This is a genomic window from Duganella phyllosphaerae, from assembly GCF_001758785.1.
In the GTDB taxonomy this organism is placed as follows: Bacteria; Pseudomonadota; Gammaproteobacteria; order Burkholderiales; family Burkholderiaceae_D; genus Rugamonas; species Rugamonas phyllosphaerae.
Window position 1 is genome coordinate 53,574 of the sequence record NZ_LROM01000062.1, and the last position, 16,580, is coordinate 70,153.

The 16,580-nt window shown below is 63.4% G+C and carries 17 protein-coding genes and 1 pseudogene; 10 read left to right on the forward strand and 8 right to left on the reverse strand.

From position 1 onward, the window contains the following. The 4 genes and pseudogenes from DUPY_RS06930 (at position 1) to DUPY_RS06940 (ending at position 2,965) form a co-directional block, all read left to right on the forward strand. Positions 1 to 819 (forward strand): metallophosphoesterase family protein, encoded by an 819-nt coding sequence (locus DUPY_RS06930; protein ID WP_070247099.1) that lies wholly within the window; start codon positions 1 to 3, stop codon positions 817 to 819. A gap of 141 nt (positions 820 to 960) precedes the next feature. Beyond that, positions 961 to 1,238: pseudogene (locus DUPY_RS29100) on the forward strand (SDR family oxidoreductase); the annotation flags it as partial. A gap of 70 nt (positions 1,239 to 1,308) precedes the next feature. Then, a complete protein-coding gene (locus DUPY_RS06935; protein ID WP_070247100.1) occupies positions 1,309 to 2,463 on the forward strand; it encodes a zinc-dependent alcohol dehydrogenase in 1,155 nt (384 codons plus the stop codon). Between the two features lie 10 nt (positions 2,464 to 2,473). Beyond that, positions 2,474 to 2,965 carry a hypothetical protein gene (locus tag DUPY_RS06940; RefSeq protein WP_070247101.1) on the forward strand — a complete coding sequence of 164 codons (492 nt, stop codon included), beginning with the start codon at positions 2,474 to 2,476 and terminating at the stop codon, positions 2,963 to 2,965. Between the two features lie 3 nt (positions 2,966 to 2,968). Here the strand turns inward: DUPY_RS06940 and cls are convergent, their stop codons facing one another. The 3 genes from cls to DUPY_RS06955 form a co-directional block, all read right to left on the reverse strand. Beyond that, positions 2,969 to 4,363: a cardiolipin synthase gene (cls, locus tag DUPY_RS06945; RefSeq protein ID WP_070247102.1), complete on the reverse strand. Its 1,395-nt coding sequence runs from the start codon at positions 4,361 to 4,363 to the stop codon at positions 2,969 to 2,971. Next, positions 4,360 to 6,483 (reverse strand): site-specific recombinase, encoded by a 2,124-nt coding sequence (locus DUPY_RS06950; RefSeq protein WP_070247103.1) that lies wholly within the window; start codon positions 6,481 to 6,483, stop codon positions 4,360 to 4,362. Before DUPY_RS06950 ends, cls begins: the two co-directional genes overlap by 4 nt. 113 nt (positions 6,484 to 6,596) lie before the next feature. After that, positions 6,597 to 7,898: an acetyl-CoA hydrolase/transferase family protein gene (locus DUPY_RS06955; protein WP_070247104.1), complete on the reverse strand. Its 1,302-nt coding sequence runs from the start codon at positions 7,896 to 7,898 to the stop codon at positions 6,597 to 6,599. Positions 7,899 to 8,037: 139 nt separating this feature from the next. Between DUPY_RS06955 and DUPY_RS06960 the strand changes: the two genes are divergently transcribed. Further along, positions 8,038 to 9,114 carry a porin gene (locus tag DUPY_RS06960; protein WP_070247105.1) on the forward strand — a complete coding sequence of 359 codons (1,077 nt, stop codon included), beginning with the start codon at positions 8,038 to 8,040 and terminating at the stop codon, positions 9,112 to 9,114. On the opposite strand, the gene DUPY_RS06965 is transcribed toward DUPY_RS06960, so the two are convergent. The 3 genes from DUPY_RS06965 to DUPY_RS06970 form a co-directional block, all read right to left on the reverse strand. After that, complete coding sequence (locus DUPY_RS06965; RefSeq protein WP_070247106.1) at positions 9,111 to 9,647, reverse strand: DUF3617 domain-containing protein; 537 nt, start codon at positions 9,645 to 9,647, stop codon at positions 9,111 to 9,113. The two genes, DUPY_RS06960 and DUPY_RS06965, sit on opposite strands and share 4 nt — an antisense overlap. A 75-nt stretch (positions 9,648 to 9,722) precedes the next feature. Continuing rightward, positions 9,723 to 9,869 (reverse strand): lmo0937 family membrane protein, encoded by a 147-nt coding sequence (locus tag DUPY_RS27780; RefSeq protein WP_141749448.1) that lies wholly within the window; start codon positions 9,867 to 9,869, stop codon positions 9,723 to 9,725. Positions 9,870 to 10,035: 166 nt separating this feature from the next. Beyond that, positions 10,036 to 10,704, reverse strand: a complete 669-nt coding sequence (locus DUPY_RS06970; protein ID WP_070247107.1) for a glycine zipper 2TM domain-containing protein — start codon at positions 10,702 to 10,704, stop codon at positions 10,036 to 10,038. A gap of 200 nt (positions 10,705 to 10,904) precedes the next feature. Here DUPY_RS06970 and DUPY_RS06975 point away from each other — a divergent pair, with 200 nt between their 5' ends. Further along, complete coding sequence (locus tag DUPY_RS06975) at positions 10,905 to 11,654, forward strand: Crp/Fnr family transcriptional regulator (RefSeq protein ID WP_070247108.1); 750 nt, start codon at positions 10,905 to 10,907, stop codon at positions 11,652 to 11,654. A gap of 73 nt (positions 11,655 to 11,727) precedes the next feature. Here DUPY_RS06975 and DUPY_RS06980 read toward each other — a convergent pair whose 3' ends face one another. Together DUPY_RS06980 and DUPY_RS06985 are read right to left on the reverse strand one after the other, a co-directional pair. Further along, positions 11,728 to 11,952 (reverse strand): YMGG-like glycine zipper-containing protein, encoded by a 225-nt coding sequence (locus tag DUPY_RS06980; RefSeq protein WP_070247109.1) that lies wholly within the window; start codon positions 11,950 to 11,952, stop codon positions 11,728 to 11,730. A 125-nt stretch (positions 11,953 to 12,077) separates the two neighbouring features. Next, positions 12,078 to 14,048 carry an AsmA family protein gene (locus DUPY_RS06985; RefSeq protein WP_084640577.1) on the reverse strand — a complete coding sequence of 657 codons (1,971 nt, stop codon included), beginning with the start codon at positions 14,046 to 14,048 and terminating at the stop codon, positions 12,078 to 12,080. A gap of 259 nt (positions 14,049 to 14,307) precedes the next feature. On the opposite strand from DUPY_RS06985, the gene DUPY_RS06990 reads away from it, so the two are divergent. The 4 genes from DUPY_RS06990 to DUPY_RS07005 all read left to right on the forward strand — a co-directional run bounded on the left by DUPY_RS06990 (position 14,308) and on the right by DUPY_RS07005 (position 16,560). After that, entirely contained in the window at positions 14,308 to 14,694 is a 387-nt protein-coding gene (locus DUPY_RS06990; protein WP_070247111.1) for a DUF4398 domain-containing protein, read from the forward strand. A 15-nt stretch (positions 14,695 to 14,709) separates the two neighbouring features. Continuing rightward, on the forward strand, positions 14,710 to 15,621 hold the full coding sequence (locus DUPY_RS06995) for an OmpA family protein (RefSeq protein WP_084640578.1): 912 nt from the start codon (positions 14,710 to 14,712) through the stop codon (positions 15,619 to 15,621). A gap of 31 nt (positions 15,622 to 15,652) precedes the next feature. Continuing rightward, positions 15,653 to 16,189, forward strand: a complete 537-nt coding sequence (locus DUPY_RS07000) for a ferritin-like domain-containing protein (protein ID WP_070247112.1) — start codon at positions 15,653 to 15,655, stop codon at positions 16,187 to 16,189. Positions 16,190 to 16,257: 68 nt separating this feature from the next. Next, entirely contained in the window at positions 16,258 to 16,560 is a 303-nt protein-coding gene (locus DUPY_RS07005) for an ElaB/YgaM/YqjD family protein (protein ID WP_070247113.1), read from the forward strand. Positions 16,561 to 16,580: the final 20 nt, after the last annotated feature.

Genomic DNA, 16,580 nt, shown 5'->3' on the forward strand with positions numbered 1-16,580 from the left:
ATGCGCACCATCGTTCATTTATCCGACCTGCATTTCGGCCGCGTCGATCAGCAACTGCTGGACCCGTTGCGCACGCTGGTGGCCTCGCTGGCGCCTGACGTACTGGTGGTTTCCGGCGACCTGACCCAGCGCGCCAAGACCGAAGAATTCATCGCCGCGCGGGCCTTTCTCGATACCTTGCCCGGCCCGCAGATCGTCGTGCCCGGCAACCACGACATCCCGCTCTACAACGTCGCCAGCCGTTTTTTAACGCCGCTGCGCCGGTACCTGCGCTACGTCACGCTGGACCTGACGCCCGAGTATGTCGATGACGAGATCGCCGTACTGGGGCTGAACACGGCGCGCTCGCTCACCATCAAGGACGGCCGCGTCAACCCGGAGCAGGTGGCCTTGATCCGCCAGCGCATGAGCGCGGTGCCGAAGGATGTCACCCGCATCGTCGTTACGCACCACCCGTTCGACCTGCCGCAGACCTTCGACAAGGACGACCTGGTCAACCGCGCGCCGATGGCGATGCGGGCGTTTTCCGAGTGCGGCGTCGACCTGCTGCTGGCCGGCCACTTCCATGCCAGCAGCGCCGGCCTGAGCACCGATCGCTACAAGCTGCCCGGCTATGCCGCGCTGGTGGTGCAGGCCGGCACGGCCACGTCCACCCGGGGCCGCGGCGAGTCGAACTCGTTCAACGTCATCCGCGTGCACAGCGACAAGATCGAAGTGGTGCGCTACAGCTGGGTCGATGGCACGGCCACGTTCGAGCCGGCGCAAACCGAAATTTTCGAGCGCATCGGCGAGGCCTGGCATACCACGGCGGTGGCCTGAGCCTCCAGTGCTGCAAACAATGGCAACACCATTGAGCCCCGGCGTTGCTGCAAACAGCGCGGCGATGAAATCGCTGAACACGGTCGCGCGCCGTGCCACCATTCTTTGCATCGGGTAAACGGCATTGAGCGGCGAGGGCGGGGTTCGTCGGTGATCCTGACCGGCTCGACCGCAGCCAGTGGTGGCACCGAGGCGTTCAGCGTGTATGCGGCGTCCAGGGCAGCCGTGCGCGCCTTCGCCCGCACTGGATCCTCGATCACCTGGCCAGCGTGATTCCGTCCGGCCGCGTGGCCGAGCCGGACGAGATCGCCAAGGCCGCAGTGTTCCTGGCCTTGGACGACGCCAGCTTTATCAACGGCATCGAACTGTTTGTCGATGGCGGCCAGCGCCAGATCCAGGCAATCGGGCATTCAATGTGAAATGACTAACAGATGCGGTCACCACGATTGTGAAACCATGGCTCCAATATGTGAACTTCACGGAGGTCCCATGCTGGCCATGAATTACCGCGGTCCCTATCGCATCCGCGCCGCCCACAAGCCCGACCCGGAGATCGAACACCCCGGTGACGCCATCGTGCGCGTTACCCGGTCCTGCATTTGCGGATCGGACCTGCACCTGTACCACGGCCTGGTGCCCGATACCCGGGTCGGCTCCACCTTCGGCCACGAGTTCGTTGGCGAAGTGGTGGAGATCGGCAGCGCGGTGCGCAAGCTCAAGATCGGCGACCGCGTGCTGGTGCCGTTCAATATCTTTTGCGGCAGCTGCTATTTTTGCGAGCGCGAGCTGTACGGCAATTGCCACAACGTGAACCCGGAAGCGACCGCCGTGGGCGGCATCTACGGCTACTCGCACACCGCCGGCGGCTACGATGGCGGCCAGGCCGAATTCGTGCGCGTGCCCATGGCCGACGTGGGCCCGATGGTAATCCCCGACGACATCGACCATGACGACGCCGTGCTGCTGACCGACGCAGTGCCTACCGGCTACCAGGCTGCCGAGATGGGCGATATCAGCGCCGGCGACACGGTCGTGGTGTTCGGCGCCGGCCCGGTCGGCATCTTTGCCGCCAAGTCTGCCTGGCTGATGGGGGCGGGCAGGGTGATCGTGGTCGATCACGTCGATTACCGGCTCGACTTCGTGCGCCGCTATGCCCAGTGCGAAGTGGTCAATTTCAAGGACGTCAAGGACATGGCCTTGCACATCAAGAAGATGACCGACTGGCTCGGCGCCGATGTGTGCATCGATGCGGTTGGCTGCGAAGCGGCAGGCAACGCCATGCAGTCGCTGACCGGCCGCTACACCATGCTGCAAGCCGGCTCGGCAACGGTGCTGCACTGGGCCATCAACTCGGTGCGCAAGGGCGGCAACGTCTCGATCGTCGGCGTGTATGGTCCCACCTTCAATGCGGTCCCGATCGGCAATGCGCTCAACAAGGGGCTGACCTTGCGCATGAACCAGGCCAGCGTCAGGCGCCATCTGCCCCGCTTGCTCGAGCATATCCGCGCCGGTCATCTCGATCCCAAGCAGATCATTACCCACCGGGTGCCGCTGGCCGACGTGGCCGATGCCTACCAGATCTTTTCCAGCAAATTGGACAACTGCATCAAGACGGTCCTGATACCGTCCGGTGCCACCAGCTAAGGAGCGACTCATGCCTGATCAACTTTTGGAAAGTACCGTGATGCGGCGCGATGACATTCCCGGCTGGGGCAGCGACCTCGATCGTGCCAACCGGCCAGCGGTGCCGATGGAACGCATGCCGGCCCGCCTCGACGGCCCGGTGTTACCGCCTGTGCAACAACACGGCGCGACCGAAGTGCTGGTATCCCCCGAACGGCCGGCGATCACCCCGGTATATGGCACCACAGCGCCGCCACGCGGCGTGAGCGGCGCGATCCGCCGCAGCGCATTCGCCCGCACCGAGAACGACCTGCGGCACTGGCTGCTGTTGTTGCTGGCCGATCGGGTGGATGCCGTGGAAGGCATCGTCGAAGACTTGCGCGACGGTCACGTGCCCAACCTGCTGCGCGAAACGGGCTTGCCGGCGGCATGGCGCCACAATCCGCGCGGCGTGGTGCGCAAGGCCGCAGTCAGCGCGGCGGTGCTGGGGATCGCCTGGTGGTGGCTGAAAAAACGCTCGTAGCGTTTACAACCAGTAATTGGTCCACTGCGCCGCCCACTCCTGCATGCGGTCGAGCCATGGCCGGTCGCGCCATTTTTCCAGCGTGATCTGCACCGAGTCGCGGATGTCTTCCTGGAACGCGCGCTCCATCTCGTTGCCGAACGCCTCGCCCAGCACCACCACGTTCAATTCGCTGTTGTGCAGGAAGCTGCGGGTATCCATATTGGTCGAACCGACCGTGGACCATTTGCCGTCGATCACCGCTGTCTTGGCGTGCAGCACCGACAGCTTGAGCTGGTAGATCTTCACGCCCGATGCCAGCAGTTCATCGTAAAAACTGCGTCCTGCGTGAAACACCAGGCCGCTGTCCGACACGCCCGGCAGCACCAGCTTGACATCGACGCCGCGCTTGGCGGCAGCCTTGAGCGCTTCGACGGTCTGCTTGTCCGGCACGAAGTAGGCAGACGTGATGTGAATGGTCTTTTTCGCTTCCTGCATCGCCAGGTTGTAGGCCTTGAAGATTTCGAACTGGCCGCCCGGGTCGCTGCCGAGCACGCGCACCACCTTGTCGCCGGCGATGAAGGGAGTGGGGAAGAAGTCGGCGTCGATCAGGTCGGCGCGGTCTTGCGCGGTCCATTGGCGCACGAACAGGTACTGGAACGCTTGCACCGCAGGTCCCTCGACCTTGATGTGGGTGTCGCGCCAGCCGACGTCGTTTTCACTTTTGGACGATTTGTTACGCGAACGGAACAGCGAGCTCTTGGAATAAGTGCCGCTGATGTTGATGCCGCCGGTGAACGCGATGCGGCCATCGACAATCAGTACCTTGCGGTGGTCGCGGCTGTTGAGTTTCCAGCTTTCGCCGGACAGCTTGGCCGGATTGACCGGATTGAATTCCAGCAGGCTGATACCGGCGTCGCGCATGCGCTGGAAGAATTCCTTCGGCACGCCGAGGGTGCCCACGCTGTCGTAGATGATGTTGACCGCCACCCCGGCCTGGCGCCGTTCGATCAGGGCGTCGGCGAACTTCATGCCCATGCCGTCTTGGTCGAAGATATAGGTTTCCAGGTTGATGCTGTTCTTCGCGCCCTGGATGGCCTTGAGCATTTCGCTCATGGTCTGCGGGCCGTCGAACAGCAGCGTGGTCTTGTTGCCGGCGATGAGCGGCACGCCGGTGGCCGCTTCCTCGAGCGCGGCCTGCTGTTGCAGGTCGAGCGTGTTTTTTGCGTAGCGCTTGGCGAACAGGGCCTTGGTACGGGCGGCGCTCAGCTCACCATTTTTGCCGTGCACGCTCGGCGTGTCTGCGGTGTCGAGCCGCGCGCCCAGTTCATTGACATTGGGGAGCGACGCGCAAGCGCCCAGCAAACCCCAGCACATCAGGCAGGCGGGAAGCCAGAGTCGCAAGCTGGTCGCTTTCATTTTGGTGTTTTCTCCAGTAACTGCGGTTCATCGAACGTTAAAGCGGGGACTGCCCTGGCACCGATGAGGAAAGTCACCGGTCCCCGGAAAAAACGTTTGACCAACGCCTTGGTCAGGCGCCAGCCATGGGTAAAGCGGACCTGCCGCGAACGCAGCGCCACCCACAGCGCCAGGCCGAAACTGACCATCAGGTTGACCACGCCGATCGCCAGGAAGCCTGCTACCGAAGTGACAACCAGTTGCCAACTGACATGATAATCGAGTCCAACCATTGCTGTCGCGAAGTTGGCCGACGAGAAAGTCACGTGGCGGATATCGAGCGGCAGGCCCAGCAAAAATCCCAGCAGCGGCATCACGCCGAGCATGATGCCAAAGCAGAAGTTCCCCATCAGCCCGCCCAGGTTGTTCTCCATGTAGGTGCCAAAGCGTTGCAGCCGCGCCGGTCCCAGCAGCCAGCGCAGGCCGCGCAGTTGGGCAATGCGCTGCGCCCAGCGCGTGTACAGCGCCTTGTTGTCGTAGTAGCCCGAAATCAGGCCGGCCAGGAACAGGCAGACGCCGGCCACGGCCGCGTACAGCAGGTTGGGGCCGTGGATCGGGTCGATGTCGGCCAGCAGGTGCATCGCCTTGCCCTGGCTCACCAGGTGGTGGCCGGTCAGGTATGGCCACGCCATGGCGATCAGCCAGGCGGTGGGAATCGCCGTGGCCAGGTTGCCCAGCACGGCCATGATCTGGGTGCGCAAGACCTTGTTGCATAGCTCTACCATGCTGTCGAGGTCAATGTTCCGGCCATCTTTACTTTGCAGTCCGGCCGCAATGCGCGAGGCGGTCATGGCCGGCTGCTTGGTCGCCACCGTGAAATGCAGCAGGTGGATGAAGACGAAGCCCAGCGAATAGTTCATGCTGAACAAAAAGGTTTCAACCAGCGGCGCTGCGCGCAGGTACGAGAACAGGATCTTGAACAGCGCCATGAAGCCGATGATCAGGCCGGCGCCGGCCGCTTGCAGGAACATGGCGAACAGCGCGGTGCGCGATTCGGCCACGTAATGTTCGCCCGTGTGGCTGGCGTTTTCGGTAACGTTGCGGGCCAGCAGGTTGATGTTGTCGCGCATCAGGTCGCTGACCATGTACTTGTTGTTGTGCGCGGTCACCAGTTCCAGCGCCAGGTCCACGGCAGCTGCCTGGCGGCGGTCCGGGCCCCGCTGTTGCAAGCCCTGCTGTGGCACTGGCTGCACGAACTGGGTGTCCGAGGCCGTGGCAGCCTGGGGCAGGATGGCGTTGGCGTCGGGCGCCAGCTCGCCGCTGGTATCGACCAGGTACAGCAGCTTGCGCAGCCGGTTGATGCTTTGCGTGAGCGTCACCAGCAAGTAGGTCAGCGCAATGCTGGTGCCCTGGCTCAGCGCCTTCTTGCGAATTTTCATGACCACGGTTTCGCACTGGTCGAGCATGACCAGCAGGTGGCGCGCGTCTTCCATCGCCACCTCGTCGCCGGCCAGCTGGCGCTTGTAGGCAGCCAGGTAGGCATTGACTTCGATGTTCTGGCCGGTGAATGGCGACTCGTAAGTCTCCATCTCGGTATGGAAATTGGTGAGCTTGGGCTCCAGGCCGATCGCGCACACGCGGTAGGACAGGGTCTGGATCGCGTCGAGCAGGCCCGGCAGCATCAGGTTGGAGCCCTGGCGCGTGGCGGTGCCGGCGCCGGTGTGGATGACGTCGATCAAAGCCAGCCAGTCGGCAGCCGGCACTGCGCTCATCCAGATGTAGTCGGTGCGTTTATACAGCACCTGGTCGATGGCGTCGCTCAGGTATTCGTTGCCCAGCGCGGGCGGCAGGATGCGCGAAGCGATCCGGTGCTTGAGTTCGGTAAAAAAGCCGTCGTTGGAGAGTACGCCGATCTCGGTGTACAGGCTGGCATGGCGGCGCGCGGCCAGCAGGTTGCGTGCATAGCCGCGCAGGGCCAGTGCATGGGCGGGATCGCCCTTCAGTAACTGGGTGAGGGTACGGACGTTGGCCGTGGCGCGCGCGCCATCGGTAGGACGCTTGGGACGCAGCGTGGCGAATAACTCGACCATGAGGCCGATATCGTTGCTGTTGGCGTCCAGGCGTTGGAGAATCTCGAGCATGCATCGGGCGGCACAAGCCGCAGTAAACTAAAAACGAAGTATACCCGGTCGGCCCCGGCCGGGTATGTACGTTCTCGAACGCTAGTTTCTGAGGTGAAAGGAATTCGGTTGCGTCAACACAACATAATCTTGTGCGCGGCCTGGCGCAATTCGTGGCGAAAGTCCGGGTGGGCGATGGCAATCAATGCCTCGGCGCGCTGGTGGGCGGTCTTGCCGCGCAGTTGGGCCACGCCGTACTCGGTCACCACGTAGTTGACGTCGTTCTTGCCGGTAGTGACATGGGTGCCGGGCGTAAGCATGGGCACGATGCGCGACACGGTGCCGGCCTTGGCGGTGGACGGCAGCACGATAAAGGCCTTGCCGCCGCGCGAGCGGTTGGCCGCACGGACGAAATCGACCTGGCCGCCGGTGCCGGAATAGGGCAGGTGGGCCAGGCTTTCGGAGCCGCACTGGCCCAGCAAATCGACTTGCAGGCTGGCGTTGATCGCCACCATGTTGGCGTTTTGACCGGCCAGGTAGGGATCGTTGGTGAAATTGACCGGGTGCATTTCCAGCATCGGGTTGTCGTGCATGAAGTCGTAGAGCTTGCGCGAGCCGAGCGCAAACGTCGCCACCATCTTGCCCGGCATGAAGGTCTTGCGGCTGTTGTTGACCGCGCCGCATTCCACCAGTTTCAAGATGCCGTCGCCGATCATCTCGGTGTGGATGCCCAGGTCTTTCTTGCTGGTGAGCTGCATCACCACTGCGTCGGGAATGCCGCCGTAGCCGATCTGCAGGGTGGAGCCGTCGTCGATCAGGTCGGCCACCAGTTTACCGATCGCCTCCTGCACCGGGCCGATCGCAGGCAGGCCCACTTCGATCACCGGCTCGTTGCTTTCCACCAGCGCGGTGATCTGCGAGATGTGGACGATGCAGTTGCCGTGCGCGGTGGGCACGTTGGGATTGACTTCCAGCACGATCACGCGCGCCTTGAGGATGGCGGCCATGGTGTAGTCGGCGCCCAGGCTCAGCGCGAAATTGCCGTATTCGTCCATCGGCGAAGCCAGCGAGAACACCACGTCGGCCGGCACCAGGTCGCGCTCGATCAGGCTGGGAAGTTCGGAAAAATAGGCAGGCACGAAATCGGCCCAGCCGGCTTGCCCCGCCGCGCGCGAGGCGCCGCCGAAGAACAGCGCCACGTGGCGCACGTGCTGAACCGTATCGCAATCGAAGTAGCCGTATTTGCGCATCGCCAGGATTTGCGCCACCTTGATGTCGCGAAAGCGGGTGCGCTGGGCCGACAGCGCATGCAGCAGGGACGGCGGTTCGCCGGCGCCGGTGGGCACGATGATGGTGTCGCCATCATTCAACCAGTCGAGTGCCTGTTCGGGTGTGCATCGTTTGCTGTCGTAGTGCGAGTGCAAGTGCGCATGCATGGCGGTGGCCTTTCACATGATGAAATTCCACTATAAACCAACTAACGGTCGAAGTGCTGGCTTACGTGGCGGTCCGCACAGAACGATCGACATGCCCGGCCTATTATGAACTTACTAATCCACTCTTTCATCGCTCATCATGAAACCGACTATCCTTGCGCTGTCCCTGATTGCGCCCCTGACCGTCGCGGCGCAAACGTCGCCGGTCGAGGTGTATGGTCTGCTCGATGCCGGTGTAGTGGTCGAGCGCGGTTGCCAGGGCGACTGCGCCCGCTCCCGCCTCGACAGCGGTATCGCTTCCGGTTCGCGCCTCGGCATTCGTGGCCGCGAAGCGCTGGGTGGTGGCACTTCGGCCGTGTACACGCTGGAAGCGGGGGTGAAGAACGACACCGGCGTCAACGAGCACGAGGGCAAGCTGTTCGGCCGCCAGGCTTTCGTCGGTCTCGACGGCCCGCTGGGCATGGTCACCATGGGCCGCCAGTACAACCTGGTGTACGAAGCGCTGACCGACGTGGCCGATCCCTTCCATGGCGGCATGGCCGGCAATGCGGGCAACCTGGTCGGTTATACCACCAAGCGTTACGATAATTCGATCAAGTACCAGTCGCCGCGCAGCCGCAGTGGCCTGATCGGCTCGGTCATTTACAGCTTAGGCGAGTCGCAGTTCAACAGCAAGATCAACCGCGCGTATGGCGCCACCATCGGCTATGCCAAGGGGCCGGTCAACGTCAGCATCAGCCACCAGCGCAAGAACAATATGCTCGACGCCACCGGCACCACGCCGGCGGTGGACCAGTCGGCGCGCAACTCGCTGATCGCCGCCAATGTCGATTTCGGCGGCGCGGTCGGCTATGCCGCCTACGGCCACAGCCGGGGCGAGGGCAGCAACCACTGGGACATGTCCAATCCGTACGGCGCCATGGCGCAAACCCTGCCCACCGACCGCAGCCGCGACGCCCTGTTCGGCGTCTCGGTGCCAATGGGCGCCACCACCTTGCTGGCCTCGTACATCCGCAAGGACGACCAGGGCCTGGCCAACCGCGACGCCGACCAGCTGGCCGTGGGCGCCAGCTACTCGATGTCCAAGCGTACCGATTTTTACGCCGCGCTGGCCAAGATCAAGAACCGCAACGGCGCCGGCTACGGCGTTGGCACCGCCACCACGCGTGGCCGTGGCGACCACGCGATCAATGTCGGCTTACGCCATTCCTTTTAAGGCTTGGCCGGGCAGGTCGAGGAAATCCACCTGCCGGTCGAGTTGATCTTGACGTCTTGCTGGCTGCCGGTGGCAGTCGTGCTCACATCCATCGCCATCGTGTAATTTTTGTCGTCCACAAACTTCACGGTTCCGCGTCCGCTCGAGGCCGGATTCTTGCACGAGAACGCCACATCGTAGCCGCTGGCAATCGGCGTGCTGGTGGACGTGCACTCACCTTTCTGATTCAACGGCAATTCCTTCCTGGCCGCCATCTCGGGCGTAACGCAGGCGCGCACGGCAATGGCGCCGTCGCGACTCACGGCGGGCGAGGAGACGCCGTTCTTGGCCAGGAAAGCATCCATCTGGGCCTTTTGCGCCGGCGGCAAATTGCCCAGCTGTTGCATGGCCATGTCCAGCGCAGCACTGGTCTGGACGTCGGCGCTGGAGACCTTGCTGCTGGTCTCCCAGGTGCCTGGCTTGATGGTCGGTGCCGTTTGGGCGTTGGCCGACAAGGCAGCCAGGGCGGTGAGCATGATCGCGATGTGCTTCATGGTGATCCTTTCAGAATAAAAAAAGCGGCGCACCACCGTCAGGTGGGGCGCCGCTCATTCTAAGCGGGTGACGTACTAGACGCCGCGACCGCTGATCAGGCGCAGCAGAATCATGATGATGGCAACAACCAGCAGCACGTGGATGAAACCGCCGATGGTGTACGAGGTGACCAGGCCCAGCAGCCACAGGATAAGCAGAACTACAGCGATGGTATAGAGCATGATTCTCTCCTTTAGTAATGTTGTGACGTCCGCAGTGGGCATCGAAGCGATGTCGAACTGTTTCGTTCGTATCTTGGAATCTATTATCTTTCTATACAGCCCAGTCTTCTGTACGCTGCCCCACGTAAATGGCCCACTGCTATCTTAAAAGCACATTAATCTGCAATTAATTTGCCGAACGCAGCTTGCCGTCGACGATACGCACGTCATTACCCTCGCGCCATGCTGGTTGCGAGTTGTAATTGAAGGTACGTTTTTTGCCGTTATCGAGGCGCACCGTCACTTGCCAGCTGTGGGTGGTCTTGATATGGCCTTCGATCTGGTTGCCGGCCACGGCGCCGCCCACCGCGCCTGCCACTGTCGCCAGTTGACGGCCATGGCCGCCACCGACCTGGTTACCGAGGATGCCGCCCAGGATGGCGCCGCCGGCCGCACCGACGCCACTGCCTTGCGGGCGATGCTCGATGGTGCGCACCGACTCGACCACGCCGCAGCTGTTGCAGACGGCAGCCGCTTGCTGTGCTGGCGCCGCTGCCGGTAATCGGTCGGGAGCCTGCTCCGGCGCGCGGTCGTAGCCGCGATCGGCTTCGCGCGCTGGCAGGTTGGCCGAGGCCAGCTGCAGCGGCGCCGCTTGCGCCGCGGCTTGCGCATTGGCTGGCTCGCCCGGCGCCAGTTGGCCGGCCACGGCCGGCGGCAAGTCCGCATTGGCGTTGGACTTGGGCAGCCAGCCCATGATGGCGGCGGTGCCGACCGCGCAGAACAGGATCACCGCAATCGCCGCGATCAGCAGCATCGGGTGCAGGGCAGGCTTGGTGGAGTGGACAGGTGGTGTCATGACGGTTCCTTGGTTTCTTGTTGGTGACTTATGGTGTTGTTCAGGTGGTGGTACAGGTGCTGTACAGGTGTTGTTTTTGCCTGTTCTATTGCAGCTCATTTGCGTCAATGTGCAGCACCGCACATTGTCTCGTCGGGCCGGCTTTGCTTCCGTGCGTCAGCGTACATACGACCCAAATCATTGCCGTTACGCTAAGCCCCATGCATACCCATCACAACCACCTTGCCGAAGACGACAGGAGCCCAGCGCGCGCGCTGGTTAATCGTTTATTGTCCAGTTTGCCCGACGATGAGCAAGGCGAACTGGCGCGGCTGGGGGAAACGGTAAAGGTCGAAGTGGGCGATGTACTTTACGAGCCGGGCCAGACCGTGCGTCACGTGTATTTCCCCATCGATTGCCTGTTGTCGCTGCTGGCCGTCGCTGAGGGGCGCATGACGCTCGAGGTCGGTTCCGTGGGCCGCGAAGGCATGATCGGCGCACCGGTGGTGCTCGGTCACGAAATGGCGCAGGTACGCGCCGTGGTACAACGGGCCGGTCGTGCCGTGCGCATCGATGCTGCCGAATTTCGCCTGGTGTACGCGCGCACGGAGCCGTTGCAGCGCCTGCTGCACCGCTATACCGATACCTTGCTGGCGCAGGCGATCCAGATCGCTGTCTGCAGCCGCTTCCACGTGCTCGAGGCGCGCCTGGCGCGCTCGCTGTTGATTACCCGTGACCGCTTGCAGTCCGATAAATTCCACCTGACCCACGAGTTCCTGGCCCACGCGCTCGGTGTGCGGCGGGTGGGCGTGACCAAGGCGGCCAGCGCCTTGCAGAACCAGAAACTGATTTCCTATAGCCGCGGCAATATCGAGATCCTCGATGCAGCAGGGCTGGAGGCGGTGTCGTGCCGCTGCTACGAGCTGGTGAAGGACGAGGGACTGATCGGCATTTCCAACGTATTTGTTTGATCAAGCTGCCGCCAAAATAAAATCCGTCATTCCTGCCTGCGCGGGAATGACGGATCTCGTGGTTTGTCGGTGATTAACGCGACGGCTTTTGTACCTGGTTGCCGATCACGCCACCCACTGCCGCGCCGCCCACTGCGCCCACAGCGCTGCCGCCGGTCAGCACCGAGCCGGCCACTGCGCCAACACCGGCGCCCACGGCCGTGTTACGGTCCTGGTTGGACATGCCGGCGCAAGCCGTCAGGCTCAGGGTTGCCACCACTACTGCAGCTGCCGAAGCAACACGTTTGATCGTATTCATTGTTTTCTCCTCAGGTCGCTCATGAAGGCGCGGTCTCATCCGCACCGATGACTGAAGAATACTTCTTGCCGAATCGAATCTCCGTTCGGCAGCGCACCTTGAAACACCTTGTTACCCTTGTTACCCTATTTTCCCGCTCGCTTGCCTGGTCCGGGACCGCGTGCCAGCAGCGCCTGGCATTGCGTGGCCGGCGTCGGGCCGGACCCGGTGGACACCAGCGGCGCGATGGCGGCCACCGGGGCCACCAGGGCCAGCGCCACGGCGCCGCCGGCGCGCAGCGCCATGCTGCCCTTGTCGATGGTTACCTCGGTATCCTTGAAGGTGCCGCGCACGTAAATCGGCGAGCGCAGCGACAGGATGCGCATGCTCTTCGCATCAGGCTTGAGCGTAAGGTCGAGCTTTTCGTTGGCCAGGTTGACGGTGCCGCTGGCATTGATGACCGCTTCGGCCGTGTCCACCACGAACAGGCGCGAACGCATCAGGCCGTCACGTACGCCGAAATCGGCCACCAGGCAGTTGAGCTTGACCTGCTCGTCGCCGAACAGGCGCGTGACCACCACGCTGCCGAGGTTCAGTCCCATTTCCTCGAGCATCAGCTTGCTCACGCTGCCGCCGCTGACCGCGCCCTTGAAGTCGCCATTGGACGAACCGAGCAAATCGGCCACGGAGTTGCCGCTGGCGGTCAACGCCACGTCGGCATTGACCTCGCCCACGGTGGCGCGCATGCCGTTGATGTCGGGGAACAGCTGCTTGAGTTGCAGTCGGCGCAGGTCGGCCTTGAGCTCGGCGCGGATGGCGCGCGGATCGACCTTGCCGCTGCCGTCGAGCACGATATTCGACGCGAATCGCCCGCCGGCGATATCGAAGTTGAGCGGCTTGAGCGACAGCACGCCATCTTTCATGTGCAGCAGGGTTTCGACGTTTTGCACCGGCAGGCCCTGGCCGCGCGTGATGCGCTGCGCTTGCAGCTTGACGTCGGCGTCGAGCGTGGTCCAGCGGTCTTTGCGGAACGCTTCCACCGGCAGCACCTTGTTGCGCGGCTGGACGGTTTCCACCCCGCGCGCCTCGCGGCTGGCGTTGGAGTCGGCGCCCACCAGCGGCCCCAGGTCGGACAATTGCAGCAGGGTCGAGGTCACCGTGCCGGTCAGCAGCGGGCGCGGCGTGGCCGAGCGGTAATCGAGCGTGCCGGCAATGTCGCTGCTGCCCACGCGGCCGGTAAAGTCCTGGTAGCGCCAGTGGCTGCCGGCGCGGTCGATGCTGCCGGTGAGCCGTCCCTCGGTGGTAAACGGCGGCGTCTCGGGCAGCAGCACGCCGGTGATGCCGTACAGGCGCGCCATGCTGGGGCCGGACATGTTGAGTTTCAGGTCGAGCGCGGTGAGGGCGGCGGGGCGGGTGAGCGTGCCCTCGGCGGCAATGCGGGTGCCCCCCACGTCGAGGGTGGCTGCCAGCGGGTAGGGCGCGGCGTGTTCCTGCAAGCCCAGCACGGCGCCCGACTTGCCGCTGCCGCTGATGGCCTGCTCGTTCCACTTGCCCTTGAGCGTCCACGCCACGCCGTACAGCCTGTCATTGGCCAGGGTGTCGACCGTGGCCACCGCATCGACATGGGTGGACGCGTCGCGGTAGTTGACGATGCCGCGCGCCAGCACCACGCGCTGCACCGCCAGCTGCCACGAGGGCTGCTGGTCGTCCTTGTGAAAAGTCCAGTTGTTGCGGCCCGCTTCATCGCGCAGCAGCCACAGTTGCGGCTGGTCGAAGCGCAGCAGCGGCACCACGATGCGCTGGCGCAGCAGCGGCAGCAGTTCCACCGCGAAGGCGAACTGGCCCACGCTGGCAAACTCGCCGCCGGCCTTGATCGACGCCGGCTGGCCGATATGGACGTCGCGCGCCACCAGGTGCGGCAACGGTAGATAGTCGCGCCAGGAGTCGGGCCGGGCAAGGTCGGCGCCGGCGCCCTGCTGGCGCCAGGCCAGCGTGAGCGAGCCACGGATCGCAAACGGCCGGTCGATGGCCGCGCCGATGCGCTGGCTGATCCACGGCCGCGCGCTGTTCCAGTCGTAGGTGGCCAGCGCGATCGCGGCGGCGGCGGCGGCAAGCATGCCTGCCCCGGCCACCACGAGGACAACACGAACGGAGCGGCGGCGGAGCAGGGCAGGAGGCATCGTGAAAGTAGGGAGCTGGCAGGTTGCCACATTCTACACAGGACCGCGTGGGCGGCCTGTCCGGGTGCGCCAGCGCACGTACGGCGCGTACCGGCAGCGGGGTGTCGGCCCTATGTGCGGCACCGAACTGAGCGAGCCAGGGCATGCGCCTATAACGTTACTTGTCAGTTCAATATTTTCACAAGGAGAACAATAAATGAACACAGTTCAGCATAAAGTCAAAGTAATCTGCGGCGCTCTGGCGCTGTTGGGCCTGGCAGCGTGCGCCAGCGAGAAGACCCCGGCTACTGCCGACGTCGCCGTCTCGCGCGCTGCTGTCGCCAACGCCACCTCGGCCGGCGCTGCCGACCTGGCGCCGGAAGAGATGAAATCGGCCCGTGAAAAGATGATGCGCGCCAACCAGGCGCTGGCCGCCAAGGACTACAAGCTGGCCCAGGACCTCGCCGCGCAAGCGCAGGCCGACGCCCAGCTGGCGCAAAGCAAGGCCAACTCGGCCAAGGCTACCGCCGCTGCGGACGAGCTGCAGCAAAGCATCCGCGTCCTGCGCGAAGAAGCTGCGCGCGCCAACACCCAACAACAATAAAAACTGGAGCCCGATATGATCCCTACCAAATTCATGACCAAGCTGCGCATCCTGCCTGCCGCCGTTGCCGTGGCAATCGTCCTGTCCGCATGCAGCAGCGCGCCGATCACCACCAGCGAGCTCGACGGTGCACGCGGTGACTTCGTCGCCGCCCAGAGCAACCCTGCCGTTGCTGCCAGCGCACCGGTGGAATTCAAGGCCGCCGCAGACGCGCTCGACCGCGCTAACGCCGCTGCCGCCCAGCGCGAAAGCCTGGCCGACATCGACAAGCTGGCCTATATCGCCAAGCAGAAGATCGCCACCGCCCAGGAAGTGACCAAGCAGCGCCAGGCCGAAGCCAACGTGGCGCAAGCCGGCCGCCAGCGTGACGAAGTGCGCCTGGAAGCGCGCACCGCCGAAGCCGACAAGGCCCGCATGGCTGCCGATCGCGCCAAGGCAGACGCCGATGCAGCGCGCCAGCAGGCCGACACGGCCGCAGCCTCCGCCCGCGACGAGCAAGCCAAGGCCGCAGCATTGCAGCAGCAACTGAACGATCTGCAAGCCAAGCAGACCGATCGCGGTCTGGTGATCACGCTCAACGACGTGCTGTTCAACGTGGACAAGGCCGAACTGAGCGCCGAAGGCATGCGCACCGCGCAAAAACTGGCCGACGTGCTGGCCCAGGAACCGAAAAGCATGGTGCTGATCGAAGGCTTCACCGATTCGACCGGCAGCTCGTCGCACAACCTCGACCTGTCGCAGCGCCGCGCCGATGCCGTGCGCCAGGCCCTGGTCGGCATGGGCGTACCAGCCAACAAGATCTCCACCAAGGGCTACGGCGCCGCCTACCCGGTGGCCGGCAACAACGACGCTGCCAGCCGTCAACTGAATCGCCGCGTGGAAATCGTGCTGTCGCAAAACGGCGCACCGATCACCAACCGTCGTTAATCCAATAATTCATTGAAAAGGACTATTTATCATGGCTGAATCCAACCCCACCCATCCGGCAGGCATCGATCGTGAAGCTATCCGTGAAGCAGCACGCAACATGCTGGACGGCCCGGTAACGTCCGGTTACAAGGGCGACCGCGAAGCAGTCATCAAAATGCTCAACGACGCGCTGGCTACCGAGCTGGTCTGCGTTATGCGCTACAAGCGCCACTACTACACGGTCAGCGGCTTGCAAAACGGCCCGATCAAGGCCGAGTTCCTGGAGCATGCCACCCAGGAACAGGAACACGCCGATTCGCTGGCCGAGCGCATCGTTCAGCTCAACGGCGAGCCTGATTTCAATCCTGCAACGTTGCTCGCACGCAGCCATGCCGAGTATGATGCATCGGACGACGTGCAATCGATGATCAAGGCTAACCTGATCGCGGAGCGCGTTGCCATCGAGTCTTATCGTCAAATGATCGAGCAAATCGGCGATACCGACCCGACGACGCGCCATCTTTTGATCAGCATCATGGCCGTGGAAGAAGAACACGCGGACGATATGCGCGATCTGCTTGAATAATCGATTAGGCCAGTTTGACAATTTGTTGTACAGTTTTCACTTCTCAAAACCATAACAGGAGCATCATTATGTTGGAACAAAATATCAGCACCGTGAATAACGACGTGAAAACTCTGGTCAAGGATGCTCAAGCATTGTTCACCGCCGCCACCGCACTGACCGGCGAAAAAGCCGACGAACTGCGTGGCCGTGGCATGCGCGCGCTGGACTCCGCCCTGGCCAAGGCCCACGAAGCGCAAATCAGCGCCCTGGCCGCCAGCAAGGAAGCCGCCAAGCAGGCTGACGCCTACGTCAAGGAAAACCCATGGCGTTCGATCGCCGCAGCGGCCAGTATCGGCTTGCTGGTTGGCGTGATCATCGGCCGTAAGTAAGCGATGGCGCAAGCTGACGA